Source organism: Clostridium fessum (genome assembly GCF_003024715.1).
Lineage (GTDB): Bacteria > Bacillota > Clostridia > Lachnospirales > Lachnospiraceae > Otoolea > Otoolea fessa.
Window position 1 is genome coordinate 234556 of the sequence record NZ_PYLO01000003.1, and the last position, 12220, is coordinate 246775.

The following is a 12220-nucleotide window of genomic DNA, read 5'->3' on the forward strand; positions in this document are numbered from 1 at the left end:
TTATTTCTCAATCCTATCTGCTATTTTTTTATATTGCTGCTGATTAGAAGACGTCTTTTCAATCGGTTTTATTACTCCAGAAACGGTATTTACATAATTCAAGAATAAAGTTCCTAGCAACAATCTGTCACTTCGTGGAATGCGTTTCCACTCATAGCCTTTGAACAAATCTTTAACCAAAAATATTTCATCCACCTCAACAAAATCTATTTCATATATTGCTCTCTCTAATAATTTATTGACATCAGACATTTTCTTCCTCCGCTTATTCATCGTTGTAAACAATGTTGTTGACAACAATTATAACATACTGCAACGGAAAGCACCAGTTCCTTTTGTAAATAAATATGGAATGACTTTATACACTTCTGTTTTTCATATTTATTTGCACTCAATCTCCGTCCCATCCAAGAACACCACCACCAGCACTCCATCCTCAAACACCTTTATATGATCCAATATCTTCAACATAAAGTTCGTATCCATTTCCACTAGCGGCTCTACTCCATCCGTGTACTCCATAAACTTCTCCGCCCGATATCCGGCCAACAAATCCTCTCCTTGTATTTGCTTCTGCCACCATTCTAGAAAGCTTTCTCGGTTCTCAACCAATGCGTTCCAAGCCAATAAATACGCTTTTACCAACGTCTCCTCCTCTACATGTCGGTTAGTGCAGCCTACCACACCCTTAACCTTGTACCGCTCACTGCACTGCCATACCTTCCGGTCAACACCTGTGCTGCTCCGCCAGCCTTTCCGTGCAAATACTTTATTACAGTCTCCGCAAATTATCTTGGATGCAAATGGATTGCTTTCCGGCCGGTGGGAATAGGAGTTTGTCCCATGCTCCTCCAGATACTTTTTCCTGCGTTTTATTTCAAGCTGTACACATTCCCATATCCGCTTTGAAATGATGGCATCATGGTCATCCTCCACATAAAACATCTGAATTTTCCCTTTGTTCTGCGTCCGTTTCTTGGTGAGGAAATCCACCGTATAACTTTTCTGCAGCAAGGCATCACCCTTGTATTTTTCATTTTCCAACATACTCATTAAGGTTGTGGACTGCCACTTCGTACCGCCATCCCAATTTTTCACGCCTTCTCGTTCAAAAATCCTCTTGATGTAATCGGTTGTTTTTCCGTCCATGAATTCCTGATACAACCGAATTACAATCGGCTCCTGTGTCCTGTTGATTACCAGCTTCCCCGTTTCATCCGTATCGTAGCCAAGAAAACGCTTTGTACTCATTTTGTGTTTTCCTGTTTCAAACCTTCTACGAATTCCCCATGTGCAGTTCTCTGAAATGGACCGGCTCTCATCCTGTGCCAGTGAGGAAAGAATGATCAGCAGCACTTCGCCCTTTGCATCGAGGGTATTGATATTTTCCTTTTCAAAAATAATCCCTATCCCCAAATCTTTCAATTCTCGCACATAGTTCAAGCAGTCCAGCGTATTTCTTGCAAATCGGGAAATGGACTTAGTAATAATCATGTCTATTTTCCCCGCCCTGCAATCAGCAATCATGCGGTTGAATTCATCCCTCTTTTTGGTATTGATTCCCGAAATTCCTTCATCCGCATAAGTCCCTACATATTCATAAAGAGGATTTTGCTAATATAATTTGTGTAATAATTGACCTGATTCTCATAGCTTAATAACTGTTCTTCTTGGTCGGTTGACACTCGGCAGTACGCTGCCATTTTCAATTTCTGCACTGACTGTGCTGTTCCTGATTCCGCAGTCGAAATCTGCTTTGCTGGTATAACAGTAATGCTTCTTGCCATTTTTAATCACCTCCTCAACTACTGTCTGTTCCGCAATATTCAATCCCTGCAATTCTGCATCATCAATTCGTATCCCTTTACACGCCTTGACTCCCTTTTCAATGTAGGTGCTGCAGAGCCATTGAATTTTCTTCTTGTAAACCTGTCTGCGCCGGAGCGTTTTTCCGCAGTAAGGGCAAATCAGCATTCCGCTTAAGGGATAGCGGTTCTGGAACTTCATTGTGCTGTCCTGTCCGATATTCCTGTCACGCTTCCGCTGTTCCCTGACTTCCTGCACCTTTTCCCATACCTCAGGCGTTACGATTGGCTCGTAGTTTTCCGAAATGTAATAACTCTACACTTCCCCGTTGTTTTTCCTTGTATAGTTTCTTTTGTTTTCAGGGGTATAATACTTCTGCAGATGGAAATCCCCTTTGTACTTTTCATTGCAAAGCATCCCGTTGATGGTCCCACTTTCCCATGTAGTTCCCGTCACCATTTTCACGCCCAGGTAATCAAGCAGTTCCCCAATCCTTGACGAGCCAACATTCATCAGATAAAGGTCAAAAGTCAGACTGACAATTTCCGCTTCCTTTCGGTTCACAATCAAATCTCCATATTCGTTTTTATCATAACCGAGGAAACGAGAGGTGGTAATCATCACTTCCCCTCTCTCAAACTTCTTCCGAATGGACCATTTAGTGTTTTCACTCATGCTTCTGCTTTCTTCCTGTGCAAAAGAAGCGAGGACGGCAAGCATCATTTCACCGTCCCCTGATAGAGTGTTAATGTTCTGTTCTTCAAAAAAATTACCGACACCCAGTTCTTTCAGTTCCCTTGCGAACTTTAGAACGGTGACGGTATTTCTTGCAAATCTCGATATGGATTTTGTAATAATTAAATCAATTTCTCCTGCCCTTGCCTTCTCCATCATTCTCTGGAACTGTGGGCGGTTTTCACAATAGCCGGATATACCCTAATCAGCAAATACTCCGATAAATTTATATTCCGGATTTCCAGTAATCAGTCTCTCATAGGTTTCCATCTGGTTTTCAAGAGAGTCTTCCTGTCTTCTGCTGTCTGTGGAAACTCTGGCATAAGCACAAACCCTTTTCTTTTGTAAGACCGAAGCTGGTCGTTTGTTAATCACTTTTACTCGCACGTTACATCACTTCCTTCAAAAAACCTTTTCTTAAACTCATGAATTCTTCGGAAAATGGCCTGTGCATCTTCTACCTTGTCAATGCACACCACATCCGCATTTTTCTTACTGCAAATCAGCATGAACTCCATAAACTGTCCCCAGTTACGGGCAATCGTGGCAGCCCTCATGGTAACCACCACATCTATCTTCTTTGCTGCGATTTCCGCTTTCAGACGATTAAATTCTTTTCTGTTCGGGTCGGCTCCTGAAGCTTCCTCAAAGAATATCTGCAAATCCCATTTCTGTTTTCCATATTCTTCTTCCAACCGCCTCATTACATCGTCCAGATATTTTTCATAGTCTCTGTCACGATGGTTGACTCTGCAGTAAAAAGCCACCCTATTTATCGTTCCTGCATTCACCATATAAATAAGTACTCCTTTCGTTTTTGGTAGTGTATAAATCACTCTAAACCCCTGTAAAGTCAAGCAATTCTACGGTTTCCACCCACTCTTTTTTCACTCTGCCCAAACTTGTCAGGAACCGAAAAAAGCAGCCGGACAGAAACCTGTTGTCTCTGTCCGGCTTGCTTCTAAACCTTCTCGGCATAATCCATTGAAATCCATCCATCACGATTTTTCTGATAAGATTTCAGAAGCCCCCAAAGGCTCGCACCCTTGCCTTCTGCTTCTTCCACAATAGTGAAAGCACCTTTTCCGGTGTACTTACCTGTTTTGTCGTAGTCTGTTCCCGGACCCTTGCGGATGTTCAAATCTTCGATAGATACTCTCACAAGATACGGTGTGAATGTAGCATTGGAATAAATCACTTTACCGGATTCATCAAATACGGAATATCCCTCATTTTCATCTGCACACCTCTTGGCATTTTCCAAACTATGGAATGCCCCCTTCTGTGTAGCAGCATCCGCCCATGTCTTACGCACACGATACCAGACTTCTTCCGCTTCTGCTGTCTCGTTCTTAATTCCAATCATGGCATTTAAGATTGTAATAATCTTTGCACCATATCCGGCTCCTGCTGCCCATCCCCTTCCATCTGGATTTTCTTTCTGTCCAAGCCACTACACATATTCAGCACAGCCTCTTGTGACATACTTAAATCGCGGATCAACGCATTTATACTTCAAATCCACTGTGGAAGCATAGGCTTTCAAATGCTGAACCTGTGCCCTGATACCAAACTGTGGTGTATGCATAAACTGCAGTAGTCTGCATGGCTGTCATTTCATTGACGCTCTTTCCGCTGGTGCTTCGTCCGAAATTGAACGAATACTCACCATTGCTGTAATTCCGTACAGGCTTATCCCTCGCCTGACCGAAACCAAACAAACTTTTTATTCCCATCTGCTATCCCTCTCTTTCTTTTTGTATCTGCCTGTGATAAAATCGAATCTATAAACATCGAAAAAATTCATAAAAATTTAGCAATTAAAGGCATTGATTTTTTGCTGTAAATTGCATATAATAAAAACACAGATAGAAATATCTGTGCAGCAGTTAGAGCGTCCAGTTAAAATGCTCGTTTAAAAGCGGTTAGATTGTCCAATTAAAACAATCGGTTAACAGCAGTGGGTGGAGTAATCCACCCGCTTTTTTACTTTTCAGGAGGCTCTATGGATTGGTTCGTTGCCGATAAAATATACATAAATTACCTGACACAGTTTGATTCCCGTGTCGGATATGTGGAGTATGGGGAACGTTTGAAACTCCATGTGGGAATTCTTCTTACTATCGGAGATTTCCACTACTATGTCCCTATTTCCTCTGCAAAACCAAAACATCAGAAGATGTCCAACAGTCTGGATTTCCACAAACTCCAGGATGAATCCACCGGATATCTTTATGCGGTATTAAATATCAATAATATGATTCCGGTTCCTGATAACTGCCTTACTCAGTTAAAATATAATCAGGTAGGAAGTTTCCGTTCTTTCAGCAACGAAAAGGAAAAAACCGACTATGTTTACCTTCTCCAGAAAGAAAAAGCCCTGATTGACAATGTTCAGGACACTCTGCAAAACAAAGCCCTGAAATTATACCAGAAGTGCATTGCCAAGCCGGATTCTTCCCTTGCTGCAAGATGCTGTAATTTCAAAATGCTGGAAGAAAAATGCAGTTCTTATTCCGATACATAAACAAAACCATGATCCTTCAAACCTCTCCATCTGCCGGAGAGGTTTTCTTTCTTAAAAAACAAGAATTCCCCTGCCATCATATACACTTCCCTCGCTGCCCTGATTACGAATTGCACGGTCAAGTGCCATGACGGTTGCGGCTGCAGCATCAATTTTCTCTGTGGATTTTTCTTTATCCATTTTGATATTTCCGGCAGGGTCTTGTCTGACATACACGTTGTCCATCATCCAACGAAGAACCTTATGCCCACCGTGGGCAATTCGCTCCTCAAGTGTCAGCTTCATAAGTTCCTTCGTTGGCGGACTCATATCTTTGTACCCCTGCCCGAAAGGAACAACAGTAAATCCCATTCCTTCCAAATCCTGTACCATTTGCGTTGCTCCCCAACGGTCGAAAGCAATTTCTTTTATATGGTACTTCGTTCCAAGTTCCTCTATAAATTTCTCTATAAAACCATAATGAATGACATTTCCTTCCGTAGTTTCAAGACACCCTTCTGCTGTCCACACATCATAAGGAACATGGTCCCTTCTGACACGGAGTCTCATATTATCTTCCGGTATCCAACAGTATGGTAAAATGATGTATTTCTCTTCATCATTTCTCGGTGGAAACACAAGTACAAATGCCGTGATATCTGATGTTATTGATGCTACAGGAATGTGATGAGCAAGAGGCAGCCGAGATTCTTCCAGCAATTGAATACCTCTTAGCACTTATACATAAAAGAGGTAATTCAAACGAGTAAAGGAACCAGCTAATCCGTTGTGATTCTGGTTCTTTTCTTTTTGTTGCCATCTCCAAATTTTACTCTTGTAATATTTCAATTATTACGCGAGTAAGATTTCAAGTCAATCTGTTTTTTCTGAAATTGACAACCACATAAATAGCGTCTATAATATTTTTATTACAACTGTAAGATTTAAGGAGGGATTTGAAATGAGCGATTTACCACAGATTTCTGAAGCTGAATTTGAAGTTATGAAAATCGTATGGAAACATGCGCCGATCAGTACAAATGAAATAACAGATAAATTATTACAGACCACAAGCTGGAGTCCGAAAACGATACAGACTTTAATCAAACGCCTTGTGACCAAAGGCGCTCTGACTTATGAAAAACAGAGCCGAGTGTTTGTTTACACCCCAGTCGTGAAGGAAAGCGAATACATCGGCCAGGAAAGCAATTCTTTTCTGGAACGATACTATGACGGAGATATCACTGCCATGCTGTCTGCCTATATAGAAAATGACAGACTGTCTGAAACAGAAATAGATACCCTCCGCTCCCTTCTTTCAAAGAGGTCAAAAAAAGGAGGCAATTAACGTGGCTGATTTTATGATACGCTTTTTAATATGCAATGTATTTATCAGCGGTATCATCGGAATTCTTTTGATAGCCAAGCGGATATTCAAAGACAACCTTTCCAGCCGTATGCAGTATAATCTGTGGTTCCTGCTTCTTGGGTTGCTGACATTTCCCTTTATACCGTTCCGTCTCATCGGATTTCCACAAATCTTCTCGTGGCTTGGTAACTTAAGAAGCTCTCCTGCTTCTGGTACCGCAACCGCTATAGGAGAAGCTGTGGGAATTAATCCAGCAGGAAATACAGACTGGATGAATGACTTCGCACTTTCTGTAAATAGCGAGACACCATCCATTGCCGGATACATATTGTTAGGGATATGGATTGTAGGCATTTTTGCAATGATTATATTGGTAATCAAATCCTCTCTCCGTTTACGCAACTTGGAGAAATCTGCACTTCCCCTTCAGAACAAGGAAGTCCGCAGACTGTATCATCACTGCTTAGAAGAGATAGGGATTCACAGAGATATTCCTGTCTACAGTACCGCATTTTTGAAATCCCCGATTATTGTTGGACTTTTGAAACCGTGTATTTATCTTCCGATTCATCTGATCTCTGATTATAACGAATCCGATATGCGGTATATGCTGTTACATGAACTGCAGCATTACAAGCACCATGATGCTATTGCCAGTTATCTGATGAACCTTGCCGGAGTGGTATATTGGTTCAATCCTCTTGTCTGGTATGCATTGAAAGAAATGCGTAATGACAGAGAGGTTGCCTGTGACACTTCCGTTTTGAAGATGCTTGAAGAGGATGCTTACGAAGATTATGGCAATACACTGATTAACTTTGCAGAGAAGGTTTCACTTACTCCTTTTCCGTTTTCTGCCGGCCTTGGTGGAAACATGGAGCAGATGAAACGGAGAATTATTAACATTGCCTCTTATGAGAAGCCGACATTTATGAAGAGAATAAAAGGTACAACTGCATTCATGTTGACTGCTGTCCTTCTACTTGGATTCGCACCTTTTATTTCTACATACGCAGCAGATGGAAGCTACTACCAATGGGATTCCTCTTCTGAGAATGTTACCTATGTAGACCTCTCCACATACTTCGGAGAATACAAAGGTAGCTTTGTTTTATATGATTTAGAAAATGATGCATGGAGCATACACGACATGGAGCATGCCACCTTACGAGTTGCTCCAAACTCCACCTACAAGATATATGATGCCCTGTTCGGATTGGAAGAAGAGATCATTACACCGGAAAATTCGTTCATTGCATGGAATGGCGAAACCTATCCATTTGAAGCATGGAATGCGGATCAGACTTTACAGTCTGCAATGAATTCCTCCGTGAATTGGTATTTTGAATCTGTGGACGAACAGCTTGGAACCGCTGACATTTCCAACTATATTGAGGAAATTGGGTATGGAAACGAAAATATAAGTGGTGATTTCTCCACTTATTGGATGGAATCTTCCTTGAAGATTTCCCCAATAGAGCAGGTCGAACTTCTAACCAGGCTGCAGAATAACAGCCTTGGCTTCGCCCCTGAAAATATCAATGCAGTAAAAGATGCCATCTGCCTTTCCTCTTCCGATGCCGGAACATTCTACGGAAAGACCGGAACCGGACGTGTGGATGGCCAAGATGTGAACGGATGGTTTATCGGCTATATCGAAACTGTAGATAATACATACTTTTTCGCTACCAACATTGGTGCAGACAGCGATGCTACCGGAGGCAACGCAACTGAAATAACCATGTCTATCTTGTCCGACATGAATATCTGGAAATAAAGAAATCGGGTAAAGGTCATAGTCGTATAATCCTTTGCCCGATTTTTTTATTTTCACTTTATGCATAAAAGCGTTTCAATTATCCAGTTCTATACGTCAAGAATTAGATTTATCATTGATGTATTCTATAATTTCTCCAATAAAAAAAGATATAAATGTCCCAATTGAAACAAACAAACTATCTCTATCACCTAATGATTCAATGAAGATTGAAAATGTAAACGTAAAGTTACTATACATATAATCATAAAAAACGTATTTCAGAGAACCTATCAAGAGCATCAACCCGAAAGAAATTAATGCATATATTAGGCACAGCAAAAAGCTAATGTCAATGCTGCGTTTGACAATGATTTTTCCCATAAAAAAACCTAAAATAAAAACCCCAATATCAATATATGTATATATAATTAAAAAGCCCAAATAGGCTAAGGCCGCATTATATTTGGGAAATAAATAAAAACAAAGAAAATAAGCCAAAGCCACACATACAAAATATACTAAAAATGGAGAATACGTTCTAACAAACTTTCTCATAAAAACACCTCACACCACATGTAGATAATCGAATTAAAATCAAAAGCTTATCTTAATTTATTTCATGCTCTTCACTTCCAGTCGCTGACCATGATGTTTTACCACTACTGACCACATCTTTTGTAGACATACTATATGCAAATATATCAAGGATCTCCGCCTCTGAGATATACCATGAACCATCTGTGTTTTTCTTACTTCTGTATAAAACATATAATTCGCATTTTTCATTCTCCGAAAGTCTGTCATATACAAGATATTCTATTATTTCCTCATTCTCATTTAAGATAACTCTAGAATTTCCATTCGCACCGTATGATATCATAAAATCACATCCTTCGTCTGCGAAGTATTGTTGATATATAGTACGATATCCATCATATATTTCATTTGTTTCCATTAATGTCACATAATCACAGATCGCAGGAATAGAAATATCATCCTCTTTCATATTTTCCATTAATTCATCCATTAAATCGTGTTGAATGACAAAACCATTATCCTGTGAACTGAATATTCTAATGGTCTTTCGTGGCATCATTCCCTGCGGTCCTGCTCCTGTAACATAGTTTATGATGACAATCACATCCTTTGCACCATCTCCATCTATATCCTGAAATCCAACTGCCTCTACGCTGTCAAACATACCTACGTTATCATTCTCAGTACTATTGTTTTCAAAATAAGCTGGGAAATGGTACACAATTTGATTGTCCTTAGCCAGCACAAATGAGACATCTTCCCAAAGCGTATCATAAGTCGGTAGATAAGACACAAATCGTACCTCGCCCCAATCATTCAAATCCACCTCAAAGGATTGTTCGGTTATAACCCGGCTTTCATCTAATTTCTCTTCTGATGGATAGTCCACTTCAATATCTGCAATATCTGTCAATTGCTGTATTTCTTTCGTACCATCGAAATATAAAATGACTTGTTCATCAAATTGTTCTTCACCTGATAGAATTATTTCTACATAGTCCTCATGCCAGGTAACCTTCCAACAGCTGCTACTGATGCTTGCACCGTCATTGTACAATTCAAAATCTGTTTGCGATATCTTATCTTCGCCTTCTTTAAGGACTAACCGTCCACTTGCTGAACCAAAAGGCCATTCCGGTTCTCCAACAGCTTGAAGTATCACTTCATATTTTTTATCTGGTGAAACGGATGTATCGCAAGTTATCTTCTTGTAATTTACCGTATACGAAATGCAACACCAAAATACTACAAACAGTGCAATGAGCGAGCCCATAATACATAGCATAAATTTTTTCATTGATATAGCCCCCTTTTTAATGTCCTCATATATCCAGTTCTTTCAATAGAGAATTTTCTCTTTCCCATGAATATACAATGTAATATCCGGCGTCATTTATTTCTTTCCCAAAATTCAGAGTTTCGTTGTCAATCACATCAATAGACTGTCCTTCCTGAATTTCCACAAGATACTCCCATTCATTGCTTCTGTGATCCGAATAGTAATCATCCAGTTCTTTCAAGGACAACTCGCTCTGAATTAGAATCGCACCAAAATATTGCATCCCGTTTCCGTTACCTGTCAGCTTCCCTGCCCGTGATATTGACTCTATCAGTTCCGTTTTCTCTGGCAGTGGTGTTTCACATAATTCCTTTTCTACTTTATAGGCAATGTTATTATTTATGAATGAAATGGATATTACTCCGCCTATCAATACAACTGCTACCAATATTCCAACTAATTTTAATTTTTTCATGTGTCCTCCTTTCTTTTCTTACACATGTAAGATTATCATAGAACACCATTATCATCAAATCATTCTTTAATCCGGTATTGGTAATCGGGTATCTGCATAATTCCGTCATTTAGGATTTCATTCCCCAAATACTGAAAACTGCCATCCTCTGAAAATCTTACCGTAAGTTTATGGGTAATGACTGCATCATCGCAAATGACCATGTCGCAAACTGCCTCCACCGTTAACGTAACCGTCCCATCCTCATTTTCTTTGATGTCGACAACCTCCGGCAGAGATGTCCCAAAGAAGGTAGGCGCATAATTAAAGCATCCAAGTCGCACCCAATAATACGTCTGGTTTTCCTCATCAAATACTGCGTAATCCCGTATCTGCTCTGCTGTTATCGGAAGATATTCCATAATCAGACTTTCAAATTTTTCTTTTGGGATACCATTTGGATAATCTTCGGAATTAAATTTTTCTCCATATTTCATTCCATACAGATATTCAAACATCCCGTTATAATCCAACTCATTCAGATTTTCTATATTCCAGTTTGAACACAAAAGGTTATTTCCCTGATATCCAAGACCTCGAACACAACGTTCAGACATTTCACGCTGTTCCTCTGTCATAGGTTTTATTCTAATCAGGCAGCTTCCATCCACAATTTCACTGACTTCCGGTGGCTCCGGCACACACAACTCATAGCAGAACCATCCTTTTTCCGTGTATTTCCATTCTTTGAGTCTCGTATAAGAAATGTACGAAATTCCCAGCTTGTTGTCAGCATTCCTGATTCCTCTTGTACTCACAACATACATATCCGTTCCATCAAAAATGAATTTCATTCTGCCCAGTCCACCATCATTATGGATTTCATAAATCACCACAGAGCCTCTTTTCCCTTCCATACATTCTTTCAGAAAACTGTCAACACTTTCATAATTCTCGATGGTAGAATACGTTACCATCGTAGCAATTGGATATCCTGCGTCCTTTATCTTCTTCTGCATTTCAAGAACCGTTTGATTATCCAAAACAACATTAGATGCTATCCCTTTATCTGCTGTTTCATAAATGTCAAGATAAAGTTCCATCAGCTTCTTACAGTCACTCTCAGCTTCTTCCTTTTCCTGTTCATCTACCGGAAGATTGTAGCCCTTTTCCCATTGTACTGCAGCCTCTTCCTCGGCATTTTTTATTTTCTCCGTGGAAGATACTTCTTCCGTATCTTCCACAAGAGATTCTCCCGCAACACTATCTTCTTTTCCACAGGCACACACGAAACACCCAATCAGAAATACCATGATCAGTAGAATGCTTTTTCTTTTTAATGCCATAATATCATCCTTTCTTTTCATACTTGTAATAGCTTCTGACCACATCCACACTTCCGTCTTTTGAGTGCAAATCGTATTTTACAAATCCGCCAAAATAACTGACTTCAAGAATCGTTATTTCTGCTTCTTCCTGTGCATCCACCTTTTCGCAAAATTCCAGTACCTGCTCTGCCTCAGTCATGTTAACTTGATTTCTGCTGTCAACAGCCGGATATCCATTTTCTCCAAGGCAATTTACAATACTGCGAATCGTTTCCAAATCAGCTATCTTGTTTTCTTCTGCTGCCTTCTTATAAAGATCTATACAGATGTTTATAATTTCTTCTGCATTCTCCTGAGGTTCTTCTGGAATAGCCTAAATATCAATTACTGTTTCCGAAACTGTATCTTCTTCCGGGGGTGCATCGCTACACCCCGAAACACTATGCA

At 40.0% G+C, this 12220-nt stretch carries 15 protein-coding genes and 1 pseudogene; 3 read left to right on the top strand and 13 right to left on the bottom strand.

Annotated elements, in window-relative coordinates; genetic code table 11:
• The 7 genes from C7U56_RS10325 to C7U56_RS10350 all read right to left on the bottom strand — a co-directional run bounded on the left by C7U56_RS10325 (window position 1) and on the right by C7U56_RS10350 (window position 4277).
• Window positions 1–252, bottom strand: coding sequence for a single-stranded DNA-binding protein (locus C7U56_RS10325; RefSeq protein ID WP_107001148.1), 252 nt, complete (start codon window positions 250–252; stop codon window positions 1–3).
• Window positions 253–381: 129 nt separating this feature from the next.
• Window positions 382–1569: a recombinase family protein gene (locus C7U56_RS10330; protein WP_338108864.1), complete on the bottom strand. Its 1188-nt coding sequence runs from the start codon at window positions 1567–1569 to the stop codon at window positions 382–384.
• 78 nt (window positions 1570–1647) lie between these two features.
• The gene (locus C7U56_RS16230) at window positions 1648–2064 is read right to left on the bottom strand and encodes a recombinase zinc ribbon domain-containing protein (protein WP_338108861.1); all 417 of its coding nucleotides are present in this window, start codon (window positions 2062–2064) and stop codon (window positions 1648–1650) included.
• A gap of 57 nt (window positions 2065–2121) precedes the next feature.
• Window positions 2122–2700 (bottom strand): recombinase family protein, encoded by a 579-nt coding sequence (locus C7U56_RS16235; protein ID WP_420867022.1) that lies wholly within the window; start codon window positions 2698–2700, stop codon window positions 2122–2124.
• A gap of 218 nt (window positions 2701–2918) precedes the next feature.
• Window positions 2919–3335, bottom strand: coding sequence for a recombinase family protein (locus C7U56_RS10340; RefSeq protein ID WP_107001149.1), 417 nt, complete (start codon window positions 3333–3335; stop codon window positions 2919–2921).
• A 167-nt stretch (window positions 3336–3502) separates the two neighbouring features.
• Window positions 3503–3907 (bottom strand): SH3 domain-containing protein, encoded by a 405-nt coding sequence (locus tag C7U56_RS10345; RefSeq protein WP_107001150.1) that lies wholly within the window; start codon window positions 3905–3907, stop codon window positions 3503–3505.
• Window positions 3908–4049: 142 nt separating this feature from the next.
• Complete coding sequence (locus C7U56_RS10350; protein WP_420867023.1) at window positions 4050–4277, bottom strand: hypothetical protein; 228 nt, start codon at window positions 4275–4277, stop codon at window positions 4050–4052.
• 269 nt (window positions 4278–4546) lie between these two features.
• On the opposite strand from C7U56_RS10350, the gene C7U56_RS10355 reads away from it, so the two are divergent.
• Window positions 4547–5068 (top strand): type III toxin-antitoxin system ToxN/AbiQ family toxin, encoded by a 522-nt coding sequence (locus C7U56_RS10355; protein WP_107001151.1) that lies wholly within the window; start codon window positions 4547–4549, stop codon window positions 5066–5068.
• A gap of 51 nt (window positions 5069–5119) precedes the next feature.
• Here C7U56_RS10355 and C7U56_RS10360 read toward each other — a convergent pair.
• Window positions 5120–5719, bottom strand: a pseudogene (locus C7U56_RS10360) (terminase TerL endonuclease subunit); the annotation flags it as partial.
• 289 nt (window positions 5720–6008) lie between these two features.
• On the opposite strand from C7U56_RS10360, the gene C7U56_RS10370 reads away from it, so the two are divergent.
• The gene (locus tag C7U56_RS10370) at window positions 6009–6395 is read left to right on the top strand and encodes a BlaI/MecI/CopY family transcriptional regulator (RefSeq protein WP_107001152.1); all 387 of its coding nucleotides are present in this window, start codon (window positions 6009–6011) and stop codon (window positions 6393–6395) included.
• Between the two features lies 1 nt (window position 6396).
• Window positions 6397–8193, top strand: coding sequence for a BlaR1 family beta-lactam sensor/signal transducer (locus tag C7U56_RS10375; RefSeq protein ID WP_107001153.1), 1797 nt, complete (start codon window positions 6397–6399; stop codon window positions 8191–8193).
• Between the two features lie 96 nt (window positions 8194–8289).
• On the opposite strand, the gene C7U56_RS10380 is transcribed toward C7U56_RS10375, so the two are convergent.
• From C7U56_RS10380 to C7U56_RS16030, 5 genes are read right to left on the bottom strand one after another with little or no spacing between them, the layout of a single operon-like run.
• The gene (locus C7U56_RS10380) at window positions 8290–8730 is read right to left on the bottom strand and encodes a hypothetical protein (protein ID WP_107001154.1); all 441 of its coding nucleotides are present in this window, start codon (window positions 8728–8730) and stop codon (window positions 8290–8292) included.
• Window positions 8731–8782: 52 nt separating this feature from the next.
• Window positions 8783–10009, bottom strand: coding sequence for a hypothetical protein (locus C7U56_RS10385; protein ID WP_107001155.1), 1227 nt, complete (start codon window positions 10007–10009; stop codon window positions 8783–8785).
• A gap of 25 nt (window positions 10010–10034) precedes the next feature.
• Complete coding sequence (locus tag C7U56_RS10390; RefSeq protein ID WP_107001156.1) at window positions 10035–10466, bottom strand: hypothetical protein; 432 nt, start codon at window positions 10464–10466, stop codon at window positions 10035–10037.
• Between the two features lie 59 nt (window positions 10467–10525).
• Window positions 10526–11791, bottom strand: coding sequence for a DUF6070 family protein (locus tag C7U56_RS10395; RefSeq protein WP_107001295.1), 1266 nt, complete (start codon window positions 11789–11791; stop codon window positions 10526–10528).
• Window positions 11792–11795: 4 nt separating this feature from the next.
• The gene (locus C7U56_RS16030) at window positions 11796–12143 is read right to left on the bottom strand and encodes a DUF6070 family protein (protein WP_267895328.1); all 348 of its coding nucleotides are present in this window, start codon (window positions 12141–12143) and stop codon (window positions 11796–11798) included.
• Window positions 12144–12220 lie beyond the last annotated feature (77 nt).